23 protein-coding genes are annotated in these 24,794 nt (G+C 64.4%); 17 read left to right on the top strand and 6 right to left on the bottom strand.

Annotation, left to right across the window (positions count from 1 at the left end):
* Positions 1 to 167: 167 nt before the first annotated feature.
* The 5 genes from dnaB to rpsF all read right to left on the bottom strand — a co-directional run bounded on the left by dnaB (position 168) and on the right by rpsF (position 3,346).
* Positions 168 to 1,607, bottom strand: a complete 1,440-nt coding sequence (gene dnaB, locus B3349_RS16850; protein ID WP_291590468.1) for a replicative DNA helicase — start codon at positions 1,605 to 1,607, stop codon at positions 168 to 170.
* Positions 1,608 to 1,898: 291 nt separating this feature from the next.
* Positions 1,899 to 2,351: a 50S ribosomal protein L9 gene (gene rplI / locus B3349_RS16845; protein WP_066536997.1), complete on the bottom strand. Its 453-nt coding sequence runs from the start codon at positions 2,349 to 2,351 to the stop codon at positions 1,899 to 1,901.
* A gap of 12 nt (positions 2,352 to 2,363) precedes the next feature.
* Positions 2,364 to 2,645, bottom strand: coding sequence for a 30S ribosomal protein S18 (gene rpsR / locus B3349_RS16840; protein WP_066536999.1), 282 nt, complete (start codon positions 2,643 to 2,645; stop codon positions 2,364 to 2,366).
* An 18-nt stretch (positions 2,646 to 2,663) separates the two neighbouring features.
* Positions 2,664 to 2,954 (bottom strand): primosomal replication protein N, encoded by a 291-nt coding sequence (gene priB, locus B3349_RS16835; RefSeq protein WP_066537001.1) that lies wholly within the window; start codon positions 2,952 to 2,954, stop codon positions 2,664 to 2,666.
* Positions 2,955 to 2,983: 29 nt separating this feature from the next.
* Positions 2,984 to 3,346 (bottom strand): 30S ribosomal protein S6, encoded by a 363-nt coding sequence (gene rpsF / locus B3349_RS16830; protein WP_066537003.1) that lies wholly within the window; start codon positions 3,344 to 3,346, stop codon positions 2,984 to 2,986.
* 221 nt (positions 3,347 to 3,567) lie between these two features.
* Here rpsF and grpE point away from each other — a divergent pair, with 221 nt between their 5' ends.
* From grpE to accD, 15 genes are all read left to right on the top strand, one after another.
* Positions 3,568 to 4,116 (top strand): nucleotide exchange factor GrpE, encoded by a 549-nt coding sequence (gene grpE / locus B3349_RS16825; protein ID WP_218333606.1) that lies wholly within the window; start codon positions 3,568 to 3,570, stop codon positions 4,114 to 4,116.
* 92 nt (positions 4,117 to 4,208) lie between these two features.
* A complete protein-coding gene (gene dnaK, locus B3349_RS16820; RefSeq protein ID WP_291590464.1) occupies positions 4,209 to 6,164 on the top strand; it encodes a molecular chaperone DnaK in 1,956 nt (651 codons plus the stop codon).
* A 99-nt stretch (positions 6,165 to 6,263) separates the two neighbouring features.
* Entirely contained in the window at positions 6,264 to 7,400 is a 1,137-nt protein-coding gene (gene dnaJ / locus B3349_RS16815; RefSeq protein ID WP_066537006.1) for a molecular chaperone DnaJ, read from the top strand.
* 505 nt (positions 7,401 to 7,905) lie between these two features.
* Positions 7,906 to 8,856 carry a LysR family transcriptional regulator gene (locus B3349_RS16810; protein WP_291590463.1) on the top strand — a complete coding sequence of 317 codons (951 nt, stop codon included), beginning with the start codon at positions 7,906 to 7,908 and terminating at the stop codon, positions 8,854 to 8,856.
* A 41-nt stretch (positions 8,857 to 8,897) separates the two neighbouring features.
* Entirely contained in the window at positions 8,898 to 10,319 is a 1,422-nt protein-coding gene (gene leuC, locus B3349_RS16805) for a 3-isopropylmalate dehydratase large subunit (protein ID WP_291590462.1), read from the top strand.
* A gap of 25 nt (positions 10,320 to 10,344) precedes the next feature.
* Positions 10,345 to 10,470: an entericidin A/B family lipoprotein gene (locus B3349_RS16800; RefSeq protein WP_291590461.1), complete on the top strand. Its 126-nt coding sequence runs from the start codon at positions 10,345 to 10,347 to the stop codon at positions 10,468 to 10,470.
* 22 nt (positions 10,471 to 10,492) lie between these two features.
* Entirely contained in the window at positions 10,493 to 11,149 is a 657-nt protein-coding gene (leuD, locus tag B3349_RS16795) for a 3-isopropylmalate dehydratase small subunit (RefSeq protein WP_066537023.1), read from the top strand.
* A gap of 83 nt (positions 11,150 to 11,232) precedes the next feature.
* Entirely contained in the window at positions 11,233 to 12,312 is a 1,080-nt protein-coding gene (gene leuB / locus B3349_RS16790) for a 3-isopropylmalate dehydrogenase (RefSeq protein WP_066537024.1), read from the top strand.
* Positions 12,313 to 12,740: 428 nt separating this feature from the next.
* Positions 12,741 to 13,853, top strand: coding sequence for an aspartate-semialdehyde dehydrogenase (gene asd, locus B3349_RS16785; protein WP_291590452.1), 1,113 nt, complete (start codon positions 12,741 to 12,743; stop codon positions 13,851 to 13,853).
* A 423-nt stretch (positions 13,854 to 14,276) separates the two neighbouring features.
* Complete coding sequence (locus B3349_RS16780) at positions 14,277 to 16,853, top strand: motility hub landmark protein FimV (RefSeq protein WP_291590451.1); 2,577 nt, start codon at positions 14,277 to 14,279, stop codon at positions 16,851 to 16,853.
* A 52-nt stretch (positions 16,854 to 16,905) separates the two neighbouring features.
* Positions 16,906 to 17,736, top strand: coding sequence for a tRNA pseudouridine(38-40) synthase TruA (gene truA / locus B3349_RS16775; protein ID WP_291590447.1), 831 nt, complete (start codon positions 16,906 to 16,908; stop codon positions 17,734 to 17,736).
* 42 nt (positions 17,737 to 17,778) lie between these two features.
* Complete coding sequence (locus B3349_RS16770) at positions 17,779 to 18,498, top strand: phosphoribosylanthranilate isomerase (protein WP_291590441.1); 720 nt, start codon at positions 17,779 to 17,781, stop codon at positions 18,496 to 18,498.
* Complete coding sequence (gene trpB / locus B3349_RS16765) at positions 18,491 to 19,759, top strand: tryptophan synthase subunit beta (protein ID WP_291590436.1); 1,269 nt, start codon at positions 18,491 to 18,493, stop codon at positions 19,757 to 19,759. The genes B3349_RS16770 and trpB overlap by 8 nt, the downstream gene beginning before the upstream one ends.
* Complete coding sequence (gene trpA / locus B3349_RS16760) at positions 19,756 to 20,565, top strand: tryptophan synthase subunit alpha (RefSeq protein ID WP_291590433.1); 810 nt, start codon at positions 19,756 to 19,758, stop codon at positions 20,563 to 20,565. Before trpB ends, trpA begins: the two co-directional genes overlap by 4 nt.
* A 66-nt stretch (positions 20,566 to 20,631) precedes the next feature.
* A complete protein-coding gene (gene accD, locus B3349_RS16755) occupies positions 20,632 to 21,519 on the top strand; it encodes an acetyl-CoA carboxylase, carboxyltransferase subunit beta (RefSeq protein ID WP_291590430.1) in 888 nt (295 codons plus the stop codon).
* Between the two features lie 106 nt (positions 21,520 to 21,625).
* Here accD and B3349_RS16750 read toward each other — a convergent pair whose 3' ends face one another.
* Positions 21,626 to 22,201, bottom strand: a complete 576-nt coding sequence (locus B3349_RS16750) for a YggT family protein (RefSeq protein ID WP_066537058.1) — start codon at positions 22,199 to 22,201, stop codon at positions 21,626 to 21,628.
* A gap of 139 nt (positions 22,202 to 22,340) precedes the next feature.
* Here B3349_RS16750 and B3349_RS16745 point away from each other — a divergent pair, with 139 nt between their 5' ends.
* Complete coding sequence (locus B3349_RS16745; RefSeq protein ID WP_291590429.1) at positions 22,341 to 22,994, top strand: LON peptidase substrate-binding domain-containing protein; 654 nt, start codon at positions 22,341 to 22,343, stop codon at positions 22,992 to 22,994.
* Between the two features lie 231 nt (positions 22,995 to 23,225).
* On the top strand, positions 23,226 to 24,779 hold the full coding sequence (gene lysS / locus B3349_RS16740; RefSeq protein ID WP_291590428.1) for a lysine--tRNA ligase: 1,554 nt from the start codon (positions 23,226 to 23,228) through the stop codon (positions 24,777 to 24,779).
* The last annotated feature ends 15 nt before the right edge of the window (positions 24,780 to 24,794 follow it).

Genomic DNA, 24,794 nt, shown 5'->3' with positions numbered 1-24,794 from the left:
CATCTATAAATACCTCCCGCAGGCAGTCTGTCGGTATTATTCATAGAAGCAGGGGCAAACACTCCTGCACCGACCGCAACAAAAAGGCCTTGCCCACCGGCAAGGCCTTTTTTCATGGACAGGGTCCGGGTACGGACGGCTGCGCCCCCAGGCCGCAGCGCGCAGCCTCAGTAGTCGCTGCTGGTGCTGTAGTCCATGGCCAGATTTTCGAAGCGGGTCTGGTTCTTCTGGAAGAAGAGTTTCACCGTGCCCGTGGGACCGTTACGCTGCTTGCCGATGATGACCTCGGCAATGTTCGGCTCCTTGCTGTCCTTGTTGTAGTAGTCGTCACGGTAGATGAACATGATGATGTCCGCGTCCTGCTCGATGGCGCCCGATTCACGCAGGTCGGACATCATAGGACGCTTGTCGGTGCGCTGCTCCACCGAACGGTTCAGCTGCGACAGTGCAATCACCGGACATTGCAACTCCTTGGCCAGCATCTTCAGGCCCCGGGAGATTTCCCCCAGCTCGGTGGCGCGGTTGTCGGCACTGCCCGCTCCGGAGCCGCTCATCAGCTGCAAGTAGTCCACCACGATCAGGCCCAGCTTGCCGCACTGGCGCGCCAGGCGGCGGGCGTTGGCACGCAGCTCGGACGGGGTCAGACCCGGGGTTTCATCAATGTGCAGGCTCACCGTGCGCAGGCGTTCGATGGCTTCGGTCAGGCGCGGCCACTCTTCATCGGTCAGCTTGCCGGTACGCAGATTGCCCTGGTTGACCTTGCCGATGGAGCCCACGATACGCACCGCCAGCTGGGCGGCCCCCATTTCCATGGAGAAGATGGCGACCGGCAGGCCTTCGTTCAGTGCCACATGCTCGGCGATGTTCACCGCGAACGAGGTCTTGCCCATGGAAGGACGCGCCGCCAGCACCACCATGTCGCCGGCCTGCAGGCCCGATGTCATACGGTCCAGATCGGCGAAGCCCGTGGGCACGCCGGTCACGTCCATGGGGTTGTCGGCCATCTCCTGCACCTGGTCCAGCAGGTTCACCACCAAGGTGTCCAGCGACTGGAAACCCTGCTTCATGCGCGAGCCTTCTTCGCCAATGGCAAAGATCTTCTGCTCGGCCTCATCCAGCACCCGTTCCACGGGCTTGCCCTGGGGGTTGAAGGCATTGGTGGCAATCTCGTCGCTGGCCGTCACCAGCTTGCGCAGGATGGCGCGCTCGCGCACGATTTCCGCATAGCGGCGGATGTTGGTGGCACTGGGCACATACTGGGCCAGCTGGTTCAGATACAGCAGACCGCCGATTTCCTCGGCCTTGCCCATGCCCTGCAGGTGCTCGTACACCGTGATCACGTCCGCCGGCTTGGAGGCGTTGATCATCTTGCCGATGGCTTCGAAGATCAGCTGGTGCTCGTGGCGGTAGAAGTCATTGTCCTTGAGCAGGTCACCCACGCGGTCCCAGGCGTTGTTGTCCAGCAGCAGGCCGCCCAGCACCGAGGATTCGGACTCCAGCGAATGCGGTGGCACCCGCAGCTGCGCCACCTGCTGGTCCGGCACGCCCGAACCGGCAGGGGCGCCAAAAACATCATCGGTATCCAGAGGGGGCATCACAGAAGACATGGGGTTCCCAAACAATCAAGCCCTTGATCGTAGCGCCATGGTGGCGCCGCGTCACGGAGAGTCATCCCGCGCAGGCGGGTGACAAGGGTCATGCGTACCACACTGCTCGCCCTAGGCGCAGCAGCGTGGCACACCGCAGCAGCCCCGGAATCAGGCGCTGCCTGCGCACAACAGGCCCGGCATCGCCGGCCTTGGTGCAGGAAGTTTCCAGGCGACCCGGCTGGGCCGCAGAAAACACAAAAGCCGCCCAAAGGCGGCTTTTGGTGACAGATCGAAAAGATCCGCGAAAGCTTAGGCGTGGTCGCCGGCCACTTCCACGCTCACTTCCACGACCACGTCGGTGTGCAGAGCCACTTCCACGGTGGAAGCAGACACGGTCTTGATGGGACCGTTGGGCATGCGCACTTGGGACTTGACCACGTCAAAGCCTTGGGCCTTCAGGGCTTCAGCGATGTCGGCGTTGGTCACGGAACCAAACAGACGGCCATCCACGCCGGCCTTTTGCGACAGCTTCACGGTCGTGCCGTTCAGCTTTTCGCCGGAAGCCTGGGCAGCAGCCAGCTTTTCAGCAGCAGCCTTTTCCAGTTCAGCGCGCTTGGCTTCGAATTCAGCCTTGGCTGCTTCGGTAGCGCGACGAGCGCGGCCAGCGGGGATCAGGAAGTTACGTGCGTAACCGTCCTTGACCTTGACGATTTCACCCAGATTACCCAGGTTCACAACCTTGTCGAGCAGAATGATTTGCATGGTTCGTGCTCCTTAGATCTTGTGCTGGTCGCTGTACGGCAGCATAGCCAGGAAGCGGGCGCGCTTGATGGCAGTGTTCAGCTGACGTTGGTAGATGGCGCGCGTGCCGGTCAGGCGTGCGGGGATGATCTTGCCGTTTTCGGCGATGAAGTCACGCAGGGTGTCGACATCCTTGTAGTCGATTTCGACCACACCAGCCACGGTGAAGCGGCAGAAGCGCTTGCGCTTGAACAGCAGCGACTGGTTGTTGCGCTTGGGGCGCTTGTCTTTGTTGAATTTCTTGAACGTGGCCATTGCTGGACCTCTTGAAAATTAATTTTGTTGAATGTCTTGGATGTGAAGCACCACAGTCTTGCTGTTGCGCGGCGTGGCCAGAAAGCCCTGGAACTTCCAGCTGCTTCCCAGTGCCTGGCGGGCGAGACGCTCTGCCAGCGCACCGAAGGCCACCGCCTTCACCATCGCCTGAACCTTGCGGGCATTGCCGGCTTCTTGTTGCTGCGACTCGTGTTCGAGGCGCATGTCCAAAGCGGGCAATCCGGCGGGCGTGTAGCGCAGGGGCTGAACCTCGGCGATACAGGCGGTCAAGGCAACGTGGTTTTCCACTCCCAAGGGATCAGTGACTACCGGGCAGCTTAGGCTTGTTCAGCTTGGCTGGCCTTGCGGGCTTCTTCACGCTCGACGGTCTTCATCATCGAAGAAGGAGCCGTATCGGCGTTCTTCTTTTGAACCGTCAGGTGACGCAGCACGGCGTCGTTGAACTTGAAGGCATGCTCCAGCTCAGCCATCACAGCCTGGTCGGCTTCGATGTTCAGGCACAGGTAGTGGGCCTTGGCGAGCTTGTTGATCATGTAGGCCAGCTGACGACGGCCCCAGTCTTCTTCACGGTGCACCTTACCGCCGCCGGCGGCAATCATGCCCTTGTAGCGCTCCAGCATGGCTGGAACTTGTTCGCTTTGATCCGGGTGGATCAACAAAATGATTTCGTAATGACGCATGAAAACTCCCTTTTGGGTTAGGCCCCCCGCTGCGTCCTGAAGCGGTGTGGCAAGGCAAAGCGTGCAATTATAGACTTAGGCGTTTTCCCTGTACAGTGGCGGCTGGCAAAAAACCGTCTGCTGCAATGGGGACATTGGTTTTTCAGGGAACTTTCCCTTGAAATCCGGCACACCGCCCCCACGGTAGAAGGTATCTTCACCATTCACTGACCACTGCACCCATGTCCGATCAGAATACCAACACCTTACCGGCCGACGCTTCCCCTGAGGAAATGGAGGCCGCGCTGGCCGCCCATGCCGCCGGCGAAATGGACCGTCTGCAGGCGGAGCTGGCCGAGCTGAAAGCCAAGAGTGCAGAACTGGCTGACCAGTTCCTGCGCGCCAAGGCCGAGGCCGAGAACGCCCGCCGCCGCGCCGAAGAGGAAGTCGCCAAGGCCCGCAAGTTCGGCATCGAAAGCTTTGCCGAAAGCCTGCTGCCCGTGATCGACAGCCTGGACGCGGCCCTGGCCATCCAGAACGCCACGCCCGAGCAACTGCGCGAGGGCTCGGACGCCACCCTGCGCCAGCTGGTCCACGCCCTGGAGCGCAACAAGGTTGTCACCATCAATCCGGAAGCCGGTGCCAAGTTCGACCCGCACCAGCACCAGGCCATCTCCATGGTGCCTGCCGAGCAGGAAGCCAACACCATTGTGGGCGTGCTGCAAAAAGGCTACCTGATTGCCGATCGCGTGCTGCGCCCGGCCCTGGTCACCGTGGCCGCCCCCAAGTAAGCAAAAAAAGACCCTACTGGCTTGAAGACCGGGATTACATCCCTAGCTACCAACCAGTCCATCAAATATTTCACCAATTCGGAGCCTCAAAAATGGGAAAAATCATCGGTATTGACCTGGGCACGACCAACAGCTGCGTTGCCATCATGGAAGGCAACACCACCAAGGTCATCGAAAACAGCGAAGGTGCCCGCACCACGCCGTCCATCATCGCCTACCAAGAAGACGGCGAAATCCTGGTAGGTGCTTCGGCCAAGCGCCAGGCCGTCACCAACCCCAAGAACACGATCTACGCCGCCAAGCGCCTGATCGGCCGCAAGTTCGACGAGAAGGAAGTGCAAAAGGACATCAACCTGATGCCTTTTGAAATCGTCAAGGCCGACAACGGCGACGCCTGGGTGCAAGTGCGCGACCAGAAGCTGGCCCCGCCCCAGATCTCCGCAGAAGTGCTGCGCAAGATGAAGAAGACCGCCGAGGACTACCTGGGCGAAGCCGTGACCGAAGCCGTGATCACCGTGCCGGCCTACTTCAACGACGCACAACGCCAGGCCACCAAGGACGCTGGCCGCATCGCCGGCCTGGAAGTCAAGCGCATCATCAACGAACCCACTGCCGCAGCCCTGGCCTTCGGCCTGGACAAGACCGGCAAGGGCGACCGCAAGATCGCCGTGTATGACCTGGGCGGCGGCACGTTCGACGTGTCTATCATCGAAATCGCCGACGTGGACGGCGAAAAGCAGTTCGAAGTGCTGTCGACCAACGGCGACACCTTCCTGGGCGGCGAAGACTTCGACCAGCGCATCATCGACTACATCATCGGCGAGTTCAAGAAGGAACAGGGCGTGGACCTGTCCAAGGACGTGCTGGCCCTGCAGCGCCTGAAGGAAGCTGCCGAAAAGGCCAAGATCGAGCTGTCCAGCTCGGCCGCCACCGACATCAACCTGCCCTACATCACTGCGGACGCTTCGGGTCCCAAGCACCTGAACATCAAGCTGACCCGCGCCAAGCTGGAAAGCCTGGTGGAAGAGCTGATCGAGCGCACCATCGCCCCTTGCCGCACCGCCATCAAGGATGCAGGCATTGCCGTGTCCGACATCGACGACATCATCCTGGTCGGCGGCATGAGCCGCATGCCCAAGGTGCAGGAAAAGGTCAAGGAATTCTTCGGCAAGGATCCCCGCAAGGACGTGAACCCTGACGAAGCCGTGGCCGTGGGCGCTGCCGTGCAAGGCCAGGTGCTGGGCGGCGAGCGTTCCGACGTGCTACTGCTGGACGTGACCCCCCTGTCCCTGGGTATCGAAACCCTGGGCGGTGTCATGACCAAGATGATCACCAAGAACACCACCATCCCGACCAAGTTCGCCCAGACCTTCTCCACCGCCGACGACAACCAGCCGGCCGTGACCATCAAGGTCTACCAAGGCGAGCGCGAGATGGCCTCGGGCAACAAGCTGCTGGGTGAATTCAACCTGGAAGGCATCCCGCCCGCAGCCCGTGGTGTTCCCCAGATCGAAGTGGCGTTCGACATCGACGCCAACGGCATCTTGAACGTCTCGGCCAAGGACAAGGCGTCCGGCAAGGAAAACAAGATCACCATCAAGGCCAACTCCGGTCTGTCCGAAGACGAGATCCAGCAGATGGTCAAGGATGCGGAACTGAACGCAGCCGAAGACAAGAAGAAGCTGGAAATCATCCAGGCCCGCAACCAGGGTGAAGCCACCATCCACAGCGTCAAGAAGAGCCTGACCGAGCATGGCGACGCACTGGATGCCGGCGAAAAGGACAAGATCGAAGCCGCCATCAAGGACCTGGAAGAAGCCCTCAAGGGTGACGACAAGGCCGCGATCGACGACAAGACCAACGCCCTGATGACCGCCAGCCAGAAGCTGGGCGAGAAGATGTACGCTGACGCCCAGGCGGCCCAAGCCGCAGCGGCCGGTGCCGCAGGCGCCACCGGCGGCGAATCGGCTGCCGGCGCACAGCAGGCTTCCGCGAATGCCAGCGACGACGACATCGTTGACGCCGAAGTCAAGGAAGTCAAAAAGTAATTTGATGCAGTAGAGCGGCCGCACGGCCCGCCTGCCGCCGCGCCGGACCCTGGCTTCAGGGCTTGCGCGGCGTTCCTGTTCTGAAGGACCCCACCACTCATGTCCAAACGCGACTATTACGAGGTTCTGGGCGTTGCCAAGACCGCCTCGGACGACGAAATCAAGAAGGCCTACCGCAAGCTGGCCATGAAATTCCACCCTGACCGCAACCAGGGAGACCAGGCCAAGGAAGCCGAAGAAAAGTTCAAGGAGGTCAAAGAGGCCTACGAGATGCTTTCCGACGGCCAGAAGCGCGCAGCCTACGACCAGTACGGCCACGCCGGCGTGGACCCCAACCGCGGCATGGGCGGCGGTGCGGAAGGCTTTGGCGGTTTCGCCGAAGCGTTTGGCGACATCTTTGGCGACATGTTCGGCCAGAGCCGTGGCGGCCAGGGTCGCGGCGGACGCCAGGTCTACCGTGGCAACGACCTGAGCTACGGCATGGAAATCACGCTGGAAGAAGCGGCCAAGGGCAAGGATGCCCAGATCCGCATCCCCAGCTGGGAGAGCTGCGACACCTGCCACGGCAGCGGCGCCAAGCCCGGCACCCAGCCCAAGACCTGTACCACCTGCGGTGGCCAGGGCTCGGTGCAGATGCGCCAGGGCTTCTTCAGCGTGCAGCAGACCTGCCCGCACTGCCGCGGCACGGGCAAGATCATTCCCGAGCCCTGCACCAGCTGCCACGGCCAGGGGAAGCTCAAGAAGCAGAAGACGCTGGAAGTCAAGATTCCCGCCGGCATCGACGACGGCATGCGTATCCGCAGCGTCGGCAATGGCGAGCCCGGCACCAATGGCGGCCCGGCAGGCGATCTGTACATCGAAATCCGCATCAAGAAGCACGACATCTTCGAGCGCGACGGTGACGATCTGCACTGCCAGGTGCCGGTGAGCTTCATCACCGCGGCCCTGGGTGGCGAAATCGAGGTGCCCACGCTGCAAGGCAAGGCCGCGATCGACATCCCCGAAGGCACCCAGGCCGGCAAGCAGTTCCGTCTGCGCGGCAAGGGCATCAAGGGCGTGCGCTCCAGCTACCCCGGCGATCTGTACTGCCACATCGTGGTGGAAACTCCCGTCAAGCTGACCGAGCACCAGCGCAAGCTGCTGCGCGAGCTGGAAGACTCGCTCAAGAAAGGCGGCTCACGCCATTCGCCCAGCGGCAGCAGCTGGACCGACAAGCTCAAGAGCTTCTTCAGCTGATTGCGCCACATTGCGCGATTGCGGCGCAACGCGCGCACCATGGAAAACGCAGCCTTCGGGCTGCGTTTTTTTATGCCTCTAAGCGATTCCCCGGCGGCGACACTGGCACCAACGCGCCCCCGGTGGTATGCACGCCACACGCCCATTTCCCGGACACCTCTTCGACCGCTCTCTCGACGCGCTATGTGGCGCTGCATGGGCGCCGTCTGCTGACACTTCTGCCCCGGTACGACGGTGCGCCCCCGCCTTGCGCACGCGCCCATACCGCACCCTCCTGCGCCTACCGCCTTGATTTCACAGGGAAAAGCCGCGCAACCCGCTGCCATCCACGCACCGGCAGCATCGGACGCACGCCTGCGCGGTATCCAGCCCGCGCCAACCGCGAAGGCGGCCTGCACCGCCGGTCACGCAAGACATCGCATTTGACGATGACTGAGCGGTGATTTACCATGGAAAATCCCCAACACTTCTCCAAACGAGAAGATAAAACGACTCTCCCCCCACCATGAGAAATTCCGAGCGCAGTTTTGCGCGACGCATCGACCTGACATCGCTGCAGCTGTTTGTCGCAGTCTGTGAGCTGGGCAGCATCGGCCGCGCGGCCGAGCGCGAATACATCGCCGCCTCCGCCGTCAGCAAACGCCTGTCCGACCTGGAAGCCGCGGTCGACACCGCCCTGCTCTACCGCCACAGCCGTGGCGTCACCCTCACCCCCGCCGGCGAAAGCCTGCTGCACCATGCCCGCAACGTGCTGTACGGGCTGGAACGCATGCAGGGCGAGCTCAGCGAATACGCCGAAGGCGTGCGCGGCCATGTGCGCATGCACGCCAACATCTCGGCCATCGTGCAGTTCCTGCCGGAAGACCTGGGTGCTTTTGCCAAGGAACACAGCCAGATCAAGATCGATCTGCAGGAACACCTGAGCCCCGACGTGATCAGCGCCGTGGCCGAAGGCACGGCCGACATCGGCATCTGCTCGCTGGCCTCCGGCAGCGATAGCGGATTGCAGAGCCGCCCCTACCGCAACGACCGCCTGGTGCTGGTCTGCCCCGACCACCACCCCTTGGCCGAACGTGAAAACGTGGCCTTTGACGAGGTGCTGGACTGGGACGTGGTCGGCCTGCACGGCGGCAGCTCCATCAGCCTGGCCATGCGCGGCGCGGCGGCCCGTGCGGGCCATCCGCTGCACCAGCGCATCCAGGTGACCAGCCTGGACGCCATGTGCCGCATGATCGACAACGGCCTGGGCGTGGGCCTGATTCCGGACCGCGCCTTCGAGCTGATGCACGGCGTGGGCCAGCTGCGCGCCGTGCCCCTGACCGATGCCTGGGCGCAGCGCATGCTCAGCCTGGTCGCCCGCGACTTCGACACCTTGCCGGTGACGGCGCGCCTGCTGGTGGAACACCTGAGCCGGTCCGCCCCGCAAGTGCCACAGGCCTTGCAGGCAACTCCCTAGAATCCACCGATTTCAAAAAACCCAACGACCACGAGAACACCATGGGACGCACCCTCTACGACAAGATTTTTGACGAGCACGTCATTCATACCGAAGAAGACGGCACCTCCATCCTCTACATCGACCGCCACCTGGTCCACGAAGTGACCAGCCCCCAGGCCTTCGAAGGTCTGCGCGTGGCCGGTCGTCCGCTGTGGCGCACCAGCTCGGTGGTGGCCACGGCCGACCACAACACCCCGACCACGGGCTGGGAACGGGGCTACGACGGCATCGAAGACCCGATCAGCAAAGAGCAGATCGTCACCCTGAACAGCAACATCGCCGAATTCGGCGCTGCCGCCTTCTTCCCCTTCATGGACAAGGGCCAGGGCATCGTTCACGTGATGGGCCCCGAGCAAGGCGCCACCCTGCCCGGCATGACCGTGGTCTGCGGCGACAGCCACACCTCTACCCACGGCGCATTCGGCGCGCTGGCCCACGGCATCGGCACCTCCGAGGTCGAGCACGTGATGGCCACCCAGACCCTGCTGGCCAAGAAGGCCAAGAACATGCTGGTGCAGGTCATTGGCAAGGTCGCTCCCGGCATCACCGCCAAGGACATCGTGCTGGCCATCATCGGCAAGATCGGCACCGCCGGCGGCACGGGCTACACCATTGAGTTTGCCGGCGAAGCCATCCGCGACCTGAGCGTGGAAGGCCGCATGACCGTCTGCAACATGGCCATCGAAGGCGGCGCACGCGCCGGTCTGGTGGCGGTGGACGACAAGACCATTGCCTATGTGAAAGGCCGTCCTCTGGCGCCCACCGGCGCCGAATGGGATGCCGCCGTGACCTACTGGAAGACGCTGCACTCCGACGCCGACGCCAAGTTCGACTGCGTGGTGGAACTGCATGGCCCCGACATCGTGCCGCAGGTGACCTGGGGCACCTCGCCCGAAATGGTGCTGGGCATCGACGCCCGCGTGCCCGATCCCGACAAGGAAAAGGATGCCAACAAGCGCGGCGCCATCGAACGCGCGCTGACCTATATGAACCTGGAACCCGGCAAGCCGCTGAACGACATCTTTGTCGACAAGGTGTTCATCGGCTCCTGCACCAACAGCCGCATCGAAGACATGCGCGAAGCGGCTGCCGTGGTGAAGAAGCTGGGCCAAAAAGTGGCCAAGAACATCAAGCTGGCCATGGTCGTGCCCGGCTCGGGTCTGGTCAAGGAACAGGCCGAACGCGAAGGTCTGGACCAGATCTTTAAGGCCGCCGGCTTTGAATGGCGTGAACCCGGTTGCTCCATGTGCCTGGCGATGAATGCCGACCGCCTGGAGCCCGGTGAACGCTGCGCCTCGACGTCCAACCGCAACTTCGAAGGCCGCCAGGGCGCCGGGGGCCGCACCCACCTGGTCAGCCCGGCCATGGCTGCGGCAGCCGCCATCCACGGCCACTTTGTCGACATCCGCAAGTTCGCCTGATTTCACTGACCCCGCGAGCCACACCATGAAGCCTTCTATCTCGATCCTTCTGATTGGCCTGGCCTTCACCCTGGGCGCCTGCAACACCGTCCAGGGCCTTGGCCAGGACGTGCAGAAAGCCGGCAACGCCATCGAGCGCGCGGCGCGCTGACCTCCGACACACCGATACCGCCATGCAAAAATTCACCGTGCACAAGGGCCTGGTGGCCCCCATGGACCGCGAGAACGTCGACACCGACGCCATCATCCCCAAGCAGTTCCTCAAGTCGATCAAGAAGACCGGCTTTGGCGTGAACGCCTTTGACGAATGGCGCTACCTGGACCAGCCCGGCCAGCCCGGCGTCCCCGAATCGGCCCGCAAGCCCAACCCCGACTTCGTGCTGAACCAGCCGCGCTACAAGGGCTCCAGCGTCCTGCTGGCTCGCGCCAACTTCGGCTGCGGCTCCAGCCGCGAGCACGCCCCTTGGGCGCTGGACCAGTACGGCTTCCGCGCCATCCTGGCCCCCAGCTTTGCCGACATCTTCTTCAACAACTGCTTCAAGAACGGTCTGCTGCCCATCGTGCTGCCGGCGGCCACCATTGACCTGCTGTTCAATGAAGTGGCGGCCTTCCCCGGCTACGAGCTGACGATCGATCTGGAGCGCCAGGTCATCGTGCGCCCCCAGGGTGAGGAAATCCCGTTCGACGTGATCGCCTTCCGCAGGTACTGCCTGCTCAATGGCTTTGACGACATCGGTCTGACCCTGCGCCACGCCGACAAGATCAAGGCTTTCGAAGCCGAGCGCCTGGCGCAAAAGCCCTGGCTGTCCCACCGTCTGGTGCAGGGCTGAGCCCGTTTCCGTCCACCACAATTAAAAAACAGGCGCGCACGCAGGGAGCCCCGGCGTGCGCAGCCACACCATCAGGAAGAGATATGACCCATAAGATCGCCGTACTGCCGGGTGACGGCATTGGCCCCGAAATCGTTGCCGAAGCCGTCAAGGTACTGAACGCGCTGGACCTGGACCTGGAGCTGCAATCCGCCCCCGTCGGTGGTGCCGCCTACGCAGCCCACGGCCACCCTCTGCCCGAAGCCACGCTGAAGCTGGCCATGGAATCCGACGCCGTGCTGTTCGGCGCCGTGGGCGACTGGAAGTACGACACGCTGGAGCGCCACCTGCGCCCCGAGCAGGCCATTCTGGGCCTGCGCAAGCACATGGGCCTGTTTGCCAACTTCCGTCCGGCCATCTGCTACAAGGAACTGACCCACGCCTCGAGCCTGAAGCCCGAGCTGGTGGCTGGTCTGGACATTCTGATCATCCGCGAGCTGACCGGCGACATCTACTTCGGCCAGCCGCGCGGCCGCCGCGTGGCCACCGACGGCCACTTCCCCGGCGCCGAGGAAGCGTTCGACACCATGCGCTACTCCAAGCCCGAGATCGAGCGCATCGCCCATGTGGCGTTCCAGGCTGCCCGCAAGCGCGGCAAGAAGGTCACCAGCGTGGACAAGGCCAATGTGCTGGAAACCTTCCAGTTCTGGAAGGATGTGGTCACCGAAGTGGGTCAGCAGTACCCCGATGTGGCACTGGACCATATGTACGTGGACAACGCCGCCATGCAGCTGGTCAAGGAACCCAAGCGCTTTGACGTGGTGGTGACCGGCAATATGTTCGGCGACATCCTGTCCGACGAAGCCTCGATGCTGACCGGCTCCATCGGCATGCTGCCTTCGGCCAGCCTGAACGACAAGAAGCAGGGCCTGTACGAGCCCAGCCACGGCTCGGCCCCCGACATCGCTGGCAAGGGCATTGCCAACCCGCTGGCCACCATCCTGAGCGCCGCCATGCTGCTGCGCTTCAGCCTGGGCCTGGAAGATGCGGCCCAGAAGATCGAAGCCGCCGTGCAGAAGGTGCTGGCCGACGGTCTGCGCACGCCCGACATCTACAGCGAAGGCACCACCAAGGTGTCGACCCGCGAGATGGGCGATGCCGTGGTCGCCGCACTGCAAGCCTGATAGCAGCCCGTGCGCCTGCCAACCGCTGCGGGCCTCCAGGCCTTTCTTTCCACCCCTGCCATGCGGGTGGATGGAAAGGCCTTTTCAGGGATGGCACCACCACAGGCCGTGAACATCAACTGCAATTCGTCAAAAATAAGTAGCCGTTTTCGTCATTTCGACGAATCCATTCTCCACTTTCGCCGTCGCCAAAGGCCGTGCCTTGGCTAGAATGGCAACTCTCATGTGCGCCCACCGCTTCACCGTCTCGCTGAACATCGCCTCTGCCGCCCTGGCTGGCGTGGCTGCGCGCGCACACACCTCCACCACCATTAAGACGATTACAGGCTGACCCAGCCCGGTTCGTCTTGCGCCCTTCATCCGGCCCCGACGAGCCGGGCGACGACAGTCTGCACACACTGTTTTCACCACTGAAAGGGCAATTTCAAATGAGCAAGCAATTGGTAGGTCTGGTCGGCTGGCGCGGCATGGTCGGCTCCGTGCTGATGGACCGCATGCAGGCCGAAGGCGACTTCGCGCTGATCGAGCCAGTGTTCTTCTCCACCTCCAATGCCGGCGGCAAGGCCCCTGCGATGGCCATGGTGCACACCCAGCTCAAGGATGCCAACGACATCGCCGAGCTGTCCAAGTGCGACATCATCATCACCTGCCAGGGCGGTGACTACACCAAGGAAGTCTTCCCCCAGATCCGCGCTGCCGGCTGGAACGGCCACTGGATCGATGCCGCCTCCTCGCTGCGCATGGAAGACAACGCCGTCATCGTGCTGGACCCCGTCAACGACGACCTGATCAAGACCAAACTGGCGGCCGGCGGCAAGAACTGGATCGGCGGAAACTGCACCAACTCCATCCTGCTGATGGGCCTGGGCGGTCTGTTCAAGGCCGGCCTGGTGGAATGGGTGTCGTCCATGACCTACCAGGCAGCCTCGGGCGGCGGCGCCAACCACATGCGCGAACTGCTCAAGGGCATGGGCGTGGTGCACGCTGCCGTGGCCGATGAGCTGGCCACCCCGGCTTCCGCCATCCTGGACATCGACCGCAAGGTGGCTGCGACCATCCGCGAAGACGTGCCCACCGAATTCTTCGGCGCCCCGCTGGCTGGCGGCCTGATCCCCTGGATCGATGCCCAGCTGCCCAACGGCCAGTCCAAGGAAGAGTGGAAGGGCCAGGCCGAAGTCAACAAGATCCTCGGCACCGACGCCACCATCCCGGTCGATGGCCTGTGCGTGCGCATCGGCGCCATGCGCTGCCACAGTCTGGCGCTGACCCTGAAGCTGAAGAAGGACCTGCCCCTGGAGGAGATCGAAGCCCTCATCAAGGCCGGCAACCCCTGGGTGAAATTCGTTGCCAATGAACGCGCGCTGACCGTCAAGGAACTGACCCCCGCCGCCACCACCGGCGGCCTGGAAGTGGCCGTGGGCCGCGTGCGCAAGCTGAACATGGGCCCGGAGTACCTGTCGGCCTTCGTGATCGGCGACCAGCTGCTGTGGGGCGCTGCCGAGCCGCTGCGCCGCATGCTGCGCATCCTGCTGGCGGCCTGAGGCCCGCCGGGCACGGACACCAAAGGGGCCTGAGGCCCCTTTTTTTGTTTCTGCTCCATTTTTCATAGCACCTGCTGCACCGGGCTCACCGACGGAAGGCCTGGCGGCATGTGTCACGGAAACAACGGTCCGTGGCGCCTGCATGCATCGCGCGCTGCGCTGCCGCACACTGTGTCGGCTGGCCATGGCAAAGCGTCTGTGTCATGTCCCCCGGTGCCTACGCCCTGGATGCATCCCCACCGAGGAGGCCGACAAGACCCACCGATGTGAGGCGATGCCGTGCCTTGGTCATAATCTGGGCCTGGCCCTTGGGGTCCGCTGCCGGCAACGTTGCTGCCCAGGTGGGCCCCAACTGGATGGATCCACGGGAGCCCTTTGCGATCAACGACTGCCGCCCGGCGGCATAACCACACCACACGCACAATGCATCGTTGGAAACTCTCAGCCCTTGCCGCTGCGGCCTTTGCCTCTGCCGCACTGACCCCCACCGACGCTTCGGCTCTGACCCTGGGTCGCATCGCGGTGCAGTCCGCACTCGGCGAACCGCTGCGCGCCGAAATTGACGTGCCCCAGGCCACGGCCGCCGAGCTGGATGCCCTGCAGGCCCGCATCGCCAACCCGGATGTGTTCAAGGCCCATGGCATGGAATACTCGAATTCCGCCCGCCAGGTGCAGGTGGAAGTGGTGCGCCAGCCTGACGGCACGGCCAAGCTCAAGCTCAGCAGCCGCAGCCCGGTGAGCGATCCCTTCATCGACCTGGTGATCGACGCCAACTGGGCCGCGGGCCATCTGGTGCGCAGCTACACCCTGCTGCTGGATCCTGTCCCCCCTCCACAGGCAGCAGCGTCCACGCCTGCGCCCACCACCGCCCCCCAGATCAGCGCCAGCCGCCCAGCCCCAGCACCGGCGTCCGTCACCGGACGGACCGTCAGCAGCGATGGTGCAGCCCCCGTGGCTGCAGCGCCCGCGCCCGCATCCACACCCGCCAAGGCTGCTGCCGGCAACGGCAGTGTGACCGTGCGGGCCGGTGACACCGCCGGGCAACTGGCCAATGCCCAGCGCCCCGCCGGCGTCTCGCTGGACCAGATGCTGGTGGCCATGCTGCGCGCCAACCCGAATGCCTTCGTCAACGGCAACGTCAACCGCCTGCGTGCCGGCAGCGTGGTGCAGATGCCCAGCAAGGACCAGGCGGCCGCCACCACGGCCCAGGAAGCCCGCCAGATCGTGGCGGCCCAGAGCCGTGACTTCAACGAATTCCGCCGCCGCCTCGCCGGCAAGGCCCAGGAAGCCAAGGTGGCCGCCGCCGAGCGCGCCTCTTCCGGCCAGGTGCAGGCCCAGGTGCAGGACAACAGTGCCGCAGCAGCCGCTGCCGACAAGCTGACGCTGAGCAAGGGCGCGCTGAACCAGCACGCGGCCGAGGAAAAGCTGGCCAAGGACAAGCAGGCCAGCGCCCAGGCCGATCGCGTGGGCGAACTGCAACGCAATCTGTCCGAGCTGCAGAAAGTGGCTTCGGCTTCCGCGCCAGCAGCCCCCGCGGGCGCCGCCAGCGCCGCAGCCACCCCTGCGGCCGCTGCCACACCCGGCGTGACGCTGCCCGTGGAGGCCCCGGTGGCCGCTGCTGCGACAGCCGACGCCAGCGCAACCACGCCGTCACCCGCCGCGGCCGAGACCCCGTCCGCCGAAGCCTCGGCGCCCCCCCCCGAAGGTAGGGCGCCTGACAGCACTGCGCCCGCCGCTGCAGAAACGGCTGCCGCTGCGGCAACGCCCCAGCCCACCGCTGCAGCCGCTCCGGCACCAGCGCCCGCTCCTGCTCCCGGTGCGCTGGACGCGCTGACCGGCGGCAACCCGTGGGTACTGCCCGCCGCAGGCGGCGTACTGGCCTTGCTGCTGGGCCTGCTGGGCTGGCGCATCGCACAGCGCCGCCGTGCCCCACAGGATGCCGAAGCCGACACGGCTTCCGACAGCCCCGTGCCACCCGATGCCTTCTTTGCCGACAGTGGCGGCCAGCAGGTCGACACCCTCCAGGACGCCGCAGCCGACAGCACCGCCCGGGATGAGGTGCCCAGCCAGCTGGACAGCGACGACACGGTCGACCCGGTGGCCGAAGCCGAGGTCTATCTGGCCTATGGCCGCGATGTCCAGGCCGAGGAAATCCTGCTGGAAGCGCTGCGCACCCAGCCGGAACACCTGGGTGTGCACATGAAGCTGGCGGAAATCCATGCCAAGCGCCAGGATGCCAAGGCCCTGGAGGCCACGGCCCTGGCCGTGCAGCCGCTCACCCACGGCGTCGGCCCCAGCTGGGACCGCATCGTGGAACTGGGCCAATCCGTGGACGCCGGCAATCCTTTGTACCAGGATGCCCCCGCGCCCACCGCCCCCAGCACCAGTGCCTTTGCCGACGCCCTGGCCAAGAGCCATGCCATGCCTGCGGCGGCGGTCTCCGCGGCCGCGGCGCAAGCCGCTGGCTCGGCACTGGGCCAGCACCTGCCGCCCGACTTGGATCTGAACTTGGACCTGCCCGGTGCCGCGTCCCCCGCCGAAGCAGCCGCTGCTGCGGCGCCCGTGGCCGAGCCGGACTTGGCGGCGCAGGAACCCGACTGGGACACACCGGAAGAACCGGCAGCCCCTGCGGAGGTGATGGAGCCGCTCGCTGCCGCCACCCCCGAGCTCCAGAAACCACCGGAGCTGGAAGCGCTGGACTTCACGCTGGACGACGAACCCGCCACCGTGCCCACCCCTGCCGCAGTCTCTGCCGCCGACATCGACCTGGGGCTGAACCTGGGTGATCTGGACCTGGACCTGGGCGACGCCCCGGCCCCGGACACTGCCGCCGCCCCTGCAGTGGCCGATGACCCCCTGTCCACCAAGCTGGACCTGGCCCGCGAATTCCACGCCATCGGCGACAGCGAAGGCGCACGCACCCTGGTCGAGGAAGTGATTGCCGAAGCTTCCGGCGACCTCAAGGAACGTGCCCAAAACCTGCTTGCCGAAATCGATTGATGCTGTTTCTGTGTTTTTCTCCGGCGCATGGCGCCGGGCCTGAGGGCCGGCCATGCGCATAGCACTCGGGGTCTCCTACAACGGCCAGGCCTACAACGGCTGGCAAAGTCAACCGTCCGGCAACACCGTGCAGGACCACCTCGAAGCGGCCCTGGGCCGCTTCACTGCTCAGGAGGTGTCCACCATCTGCGCGGGCCGCACCGATGCCGGTGTGCACGGCCTGATGCAGGTGGTGCATTTCGACACCGCGCTGCAGCGTGCGCCCAACTCCTGGGTGCGCGGCACCAACACCTTTCTGCCCAAGGACATCGCCGTGCAGTGGGCTGCCGAGGTCCCGGAGGGCCTGGATGGCTTCCATTCCCGCGCCTGCGCCATGGCCCGCCGCTATGCCTATGTGCTGCTGCAGTCGCCCGTGCGCCCCAGCGTAGACCATGGCCGGGTGGGCTGGATCTTTCAGCCGCTGGACGCCGAGCGCATGCGGGCAGCGGCCGCGCTGCTGCTGGGCGAGCATGATTTTTCGTCCTTTCGTGCGGCCGGTTGCCAGGCCAAGACCCCGGTCAAGACCCTGCACCGCATCGACATCCACTACCGCCAGGCCGGACAGGCGCCCATGCGCGACGGGCAGATGGACTGCGGTTACTGGCACTTCGAATTCGAAGGCAATGCCTTCTTGCACCACATGATCCGCAACATCATGGGCTGCCTGCTGTATGTGGGCCAGGGCACCAAGCCGGTAGAGTGGATGCAGCAGGTGCTGGACGCCCGCTCGCGCGAGGTGGCCGCACCCACGTTTTCGCCCGACGGACTGTATTTTCTCGGTCCCATCTACGATGCACGCTGGGGCCTGCCGATCGACACGCCTCCGTTTGCCTGGCTGCCCTGAGCAGCCGCGCGCTTTTGACGGCTGCTACGCCTGGGATTTGCCATGTCTGTATCTACCCCCCGCACCCGCATCAAGATCTGCGGCCTGACCCGTGAAGCCGATGTGGACGCCGCCGTGCAAGCCGGTGCGGACGCCATCGGCTTTGTGCTCTACGCCCCCAGCACCCGGGCGGTGACGGTGGCGCGCGCGGCCGAGCTGGCCCGGCGCCTGCCGCCTTTTGTCACGCCTGTGCTGCTGTTCGTGAACGAGACCGCTCCCAATGTGATAGCTGCATGCACCCAGATACCAGGCGCCACCGTGCAGTTTCATGGGGATGAGTCGCCGGCGGACTGCCTGGCCGCCACCGACGCCGGGCGCCGGCCCTTTCTGCGTGCAGCGCGCATTCCCCTCACCGGGGACACTCTGGGGCTCGACCTCGTAGAATATGCCCAACGATATTCCCAGGCCCAGGCCATTTTGCTGGACGCCCACGTGGAGGGCTACGGCGGCGGCGGGCAAACATTCAATTGGTCACTGCTTCCACCAAACGTCGCCTCTCACCTCGTTTTGTCTGGTGGACTCACGCCTGCAAACGTGACCGATGGCATCTTGCAAGTACGCCCGCGGGGTCTCTCGCTGGCGGTTGATGTCAGTTCCGGCGTTGAGGCCACAGGGCCTGATGGAAAGCCTCTGAAGGGCATCAAGGACGCCGGAAAAATCCAACGCTTCGTTGCGGCCGTGCGCGCCGCCGACGCCCAACTTGCCTCTTTCACCGATGTTTGAATACTCCTACCCCGATGCACGCGGCCACTTCGGCCCCTACGGCGGCAGCTTTGCCAGCGAAACGCTGACCCACGCCCTCGAAGAGCTGAGCCAGGCCTACGCCCAGTACCAGAACGACCCGGACTTCCTGGCCGAATTCCGCTACGAGCTGGCCCACTTCGTCGGCCGTCCCTCGCCGGTCTACCATGCGGCCCGCATGTCGCAGGAAATGGGCGGCGCCCAGATCTATCTGAAGCGCGAAGACCTCAACCATACCGGCGCCCACAAGATCAACAATGTGATCGGCCAGGCCATGCTCGCCAAGCGCATGGGCAAGCCGCGCATCATTGCCGAAACCGGTGCCGGCCAGCACGGCGTGGCCACGGCCACCATCTGCGCCCGCTATGGCCTGGAATGCGTGGTCTATATGGGTGCCGAGGACGTGAAGCGCCAAAGCCCCAATGTCTACCGCATGAAGCTGCTGGGCGCTACCGTGGTGCCCGTGGAGTCCGGCTCCAAGACCCTCAAGGACGCGCTGAACGAAGCCATGCGCGACTGGGTGGCCAATGTGGACAACACCTTCTACATCATCGGCACGGTGGCCGGCCCCGCCCCCTACCCGGCCATGGTGCGCGACTTCCAGAGCGTGATCGGCACCGAATGCCTGACGCAGATGCCCGAGCTGCTGAAGCAGCAGCACATTGCGGCCGAGCAACCGGACGTCGTGGTCGCCTGCGTGGGCGGCGGCTCCAATGCCATGGGCATCTTCTACCCCTACATCCCCTTCGAGACGACCAAGCTGATCGGGGTCGAAGCGGCTGGTGAAGGCCTGGAGAGCGGCAAGCACTCCGCCTCGCTGCAAAAAGGCAGCTCCGGCGTGCTGCACGGCAACCGCACCTTCATCCTGCAGAACGAAAACGGCCAGATCACCGAGACGCACAGCATCAGCGCCGGCCTGGACTACCCCGGTGTCGGTCCCGAACACGCCTGGCTGCAGGAACTGGGCCGCGCCCAGTACGTGGGCATCACCGACCAGGAAGCACTGGAAGCTTTCCACTACCTGTGCCGCACCGAAGGCATCATCCCCGCGCTGGAGTCCAGCCACGCCGTGGCCTATGCCATGAAGCTGGCCAAGACCATGCGCGCCGACCAGTCCATTCTGGTCAGCCTGTCCGGCCGGGGTGACAAGGACATCGGCACCGTGGCCGACCTGACCGGCGGCGACTACTACGACCGCCCCAGCATGCGCGGCCACACTGTCAAGGGAGGGCCTGCAGCATGAGCCGCACCGCCACCACATTCGAAAAACTGAAATCCGAAGGCCGCCAGGCGCTGATCCCCTTCATCACTGCCGGCTATCCCTTTGCGGCCATCACCCCGTCGCTGATGCACGGCATGGTGGACGCCGGTGCCGACATCATCGAGCTGGGTGTGCCGTTTTCGGACCCCATGGCCGATGGCCCGGTGATCCAGAAAGCCGGTGACCGCGCCATTGCCAATGGTGTGGGCCTGGCCCAGGTGCTGGCCTATGTGGCCGAGTTCCGCCAGAAAGACAGCACCACCCCGGTGGTGCTGATGGGCTATGCCAACCCGGTGGAGCGCTACGACCAGGTCCACGGCCAGGACGCCTTCATCAACGATGCGGCCGCCGCCGGCGTGGACGGCGTGCTGGTGGTGGACTATCCACCCGAGGAATCCGAGGAATTTGCCGCCAAGCTGCAGGCGCGCGGCATGGACCAGATCTTCCTGCTGGCCCCCACCAGCACCGTGGAACGCATGCAGCAGGTGGCACGCATTGCCAGCGGCTATGTGTATTACGTGTCGCTCAAGGGCGTGACCGGCTCCGGCGCGCTGGACACCGACAGCGTGCAGCAGATGCTGTCCGTCATCCGCCAGCACGTGCACATCCCGGTCGGCGTCGGCTTTGGCATCCGCGATGCCCAGACCGCCCAGACCATTTCCCAGTTTTCGGACGCGGTCATCATCGGCAGCAAGATCATTCAGCTGCTCGAAGACCAGCCACACGAAAAAATCATTCCCCTGACCATTGATTTCCTGCGCGGCGTGCGCAAGGCGATGGACGCATAATGCGGCACCGTCACCGCATCCCCTCCGGGAGGATGCGGTGATCCTGCCTGATAGAAGGAAGACACCATGTCCTGGCTCGAAAAACTCCTGCCTGCCAAAATCCAGCAAACGACCCCCTCGGAACGCCAAACGCAGATTCCCGAAGGCCTGTGGATCAAGTGCCCCAGCTGCGAATCCGTGTTGTACAAGGCCGATCTGGAAAAGAACCAGAACGTCTGCCCGACCTGCGGTCACCACCACCGCATCGGTGCCCGTGCGCGCCTGAACCATTTTCTGGACGCCGAAGGCCGCTATGAGATCGGTCAGGAAGTCATTCCCGTCGACGCGCTGAAGTTCCAGGACAGCCGCAAATACCCCCAGCGCCTGAAAGAAGCCTTGGAAAACACGGGTGAGACCGATGCACTGATCGTCATGGGCGGTGCGGTGAAGGGCATCGAGCTGGTCGTGGCCTGCTTCGAGTTCGACTTCATGGGCGGCTCCATGGGCTCCGTGGTGGGCGAGCGCTTTGTGCGCGGTGTCGAGACGGCCATCGAGCAGAAAGTGCCTTTTGTGTGCTTCACCGCCACCGGTGGCGCACGCATGCAGGAAGGCCTGCTGTCCCTGATGCAGATGGCCAAGACCAATGCCGCACTGACCCGCCTGGCCAAGAAGGGCCTGCCCTACATCAGCGTGCTGACCGACCCGACCATGGGCGGCGTGTCTGCCGGCTTCGCCTTCGTGGGCGACGTCGTGATGGCCGAGCCCAAGGCCCTGATCGGCTTTGCCGGCCCCCGCGTGATCGAAACCACCGTGCGCGTGAAGCTGCCCGAAGGCTTCCAGCGTGCCGAGTTCCTGAAGGAAAAGGGTGCCGTGGACATGATCGTGGACCGCCGCGAACTGCGCCAGACCGTGGCCACCTCGCTGGCCATGCTGCAACGCCTGCCGGCCGATGCCGTGGTGCAAGGCGCCGAGTAAGCCCAGCCCCTCCGGCACCAGGCCATAAAAAAAGCGGTCCTCGGACCGCTTTTTTTGTGTCTGCACCGCAGGCCAGGGCATGTTCCACCTGGCCACGGGGCATTGCCTACATCATGGCCATGCCTGCCGCCACGCTGCCCAGCACGCTGAACTGCAGGTGGGCCAGCACCATCAGCAGCACCTGCAGCACGATCAGCGCCGCCAGCGGTGACAGGTCCACCCCGCCCACCAGCGGGATGATGCGCTGCAAGGGACGCAGCACGGGTTGGCACAGGCGGGCGATCACGCCATAGATGGGCGAATGCGGCGACACCCAGGACAGGATGGCGTAGACGATCAGTAGACCGATCAGCCCGGTCAGCACCATGCGCGCCAGGCCGAACAGCGCCAGCAGCGGCACCATCACCAGCGAGCCCGCTGCGCCCGCCAGGCCCCACAGCAGCAGATAGTGCACCAGCTGGATCAGGATGGCGCCGATCAGACTGGACATGTCGTACTTGCCGGTGGGCTTGATGACCTTGCGCAGCGGCATCACCAGCCAGTCGGACAAGGCAAACACCAGCTGCCCCACGGGGTTGGAAAACGGCACGCGCTGGACCTGCATGTACAGGCGCAGCAGACAGGCGCCCGAAATCAGGCCGGCGGCCACTTCAAGAAGGAAAGACAGGATTTGCTCGATCATGGACGGGTCAGCGCTCCAGTGGTGGGGTGCGACGGCAATCGCAAAACAGTGAATGCTGCAACAGCGGAAACAAGTTGAGACAACCAGCCCCGCTTCCGGGGCCGCATGGGATGATGATAGCGATGGAAAGCTGCTGCCCATGCCAAACCCGCTGACCTTGACCTCGCTGCCGTTGTTTCCGCTGAACACCGTGCTGTTTCCTGGCGGGCAGTTGCCTTTGCGGGTGTTCGAGGTGCGGTACCTGGATATGGTGCGCAAGTGCCACCAGGCGGGCACTCCATTTGGCGTGGTGGCCCTGACCGGTGGCGAAGAGGTGCGCCGCCCGATGCAGCCCACCGAATCCTTCCACCCGGTGGGCACGCTGGCCCAGATCCAGCAACTCGACAGCGTTCAGCCCGGTCTGCTGCACATCCTGTGCCAGGGCCATGCCCGCATGCGCTTGGACCGTGCCCACCAGCTGCCCCACGGTCTGTGGGTGGCCGACGTCTCCCTGATTGCCATGGACCTGCGCTGTGCCGTCCCCGAGGACCTGCGCAGCATCAGCCAGGCCCTGTCCCAGGTGCTGCACAAGCTGCACCAGCGCCAGTTGGCCCAGGAAGACCGGGTGCAGGGCCCGTCCGTGGACCTGCCCACCGACCTGCAACTGGACGACTGCGGCTGGGTCGCCAACCGCTGGTGCGAGCTGCTGCCCATTCCGCTCGCGCTCAAGCAGCAACTGCTGGAGCTGGAGAGCCCGCTGGTGCGGCTGGAGCTGGTCGGCGATGTGCTGGAGCGCACTGGCATCGCCTTCTGAGCGGCAGCGCCGTCCGCCCCCCCCCTCTGTCCATTCCCGCGCCCGCGGTCCGCGGGCCGTCCTCTTCCAGCCCCCTGGGCTCACCGGTCGTTGCCCCGGCCCACCGCGCGCCAGCTCGCCGCAGCCGCCCTGGCGGTGCGCCATTACCGCACTTACCCACATTCAGAGGCAAAAAAACTAGAATGCAGGGTTTTGGTATTTGCAACAACGGCCTGCGGGCTGCGCACCTCCATGTCTGACACCACCCACACCGCTGCGGCAGAAGTTGCCACACCCCAGGACGAAAACAAGCTCATCGCCGAACGCCGCGAAAAACTCAAGGCCCTGCGCGAGCAGGTCAAGGCCCAGGGTGGTGTGGCATTCCCCAATGACTTCAAGCCTGCCGACCGCGCTGCCGACCTGATTGCGGCGCATGCCGGCCAGGAAGCCGAAGCCCTGGACGCCGCTGCCACCACCGTCAGCGTGGGCGGCCGCATGATGCTCAAGCGTGTGATGGGCAAGGCCAGCTTTGCCACCATCCAGGACGCCACCGGCCGCATCCAGATCTATGTGACCCGTGATGCCGTGGGCGAAGAAGTCTATGCCGACTTCAAGAAGTGGGACCTGGGCGACATCATCGGTGCCGAAGGCGTGCTGATGAAGACCAAGACCGGCGAACTGTCGATCAAGGCCACCCGCATCCGCCTGCTGACCAAGAGCCTGCGCCCCATGCCCGACAAGTTCCATGGCATGGCCGACCAGGAACAGAAGTACCGCCAGCGCTACGTCGACCTGATGATGGACGAAGACGCCCGCAAGCGTTTTGTGGCCCGCAGCAAGGCCGTCTCCGGCATGCGCGACTTCATGGTGCAAAACGGCTTCCTGGAAGTCGAAACCCCCATGCTGCACCCCATCCCCGGTGGTGCCAATGCCAAGCCGTTCATCACCCACCACAACGCGCTCGACCAGGAGATGTACCTGCGCATTGCGCCGGAGCTCTACCTCAAGCGCCTGGTGGTCGGTGGTTTCGAGCGCGTGTTCGAGATCAACCGCAACTTCCGCAACGAAGGCATCTCGGTGCGCCACAACCCCGAGTTCACCATGATGGAGTTCTACGCGGCCTACTGGAACTACCGCGACATCATGGACTACACCGAAGCCCTGGTGCGCGACACCGCCACCAAGGCCGTGGGCACGCTGCAGCTGACCTACGGCGGCAAGCCGGTGGACCTGGCCGCGCCGTTCGAGCGCCTGACAATCCCGGAAGCCATCGTCAAGTACACCGATGCCGGCGAGAACGTGGGCAACCGCGAGTGGCTGACCAATGCCCTGAAGAAGCTGGGCATGAAGGAAGACAAGGACAAGCTGTCCACCCGCTCCCTGGCCAGCCTGCAGGTGCTGTACTTCGAAGAAGTGGTCGAAGAAAAGCTGTGGAACCCCACCTTCATCATGGAGCACCCCACCGAGATCTCGCCGCTGGCCCGTGCCAACGACGACCGCCCCGAGGTGACCGAGCGCTTCGAGCTCTACATCACCGGCCGTGAATTCGGCAACGGCTTCTCCGAGCTGAACGACGCCGAAGACCAGGCCGCCCGCTTCAACGCCCAGGTGGATGCCAAGGACGGCGGTGACGACGAAGCCATGTACTTCGACCACGACTTTGTGCGCGCCCTGGAATACGGCATGCCCCCCACCGGCGGCTGCGGCATCGGGATTGACCGTTTCATGATGCTGCTCACAGACAGCGCCAGCATTCGTGACATCATTCTGTTCCCTGCCCTGCGCCGCGAACAGAACGCCGGATAAAACCACGTTCGGCGG

Origin of the sequence: Comamonas sp. UBA7528, assembly GCF_002479375.1 — a bacterium.
Classification (GTDB): domain Bacteria; phylum Pseudomonadota; class Gammaproteobacteria; order Burkholderiales; family Burkholderiaceae_C; genus Comamonas.
This window is presented reverse-complemented; position numbering and strand designations above follow the sequence as displayed.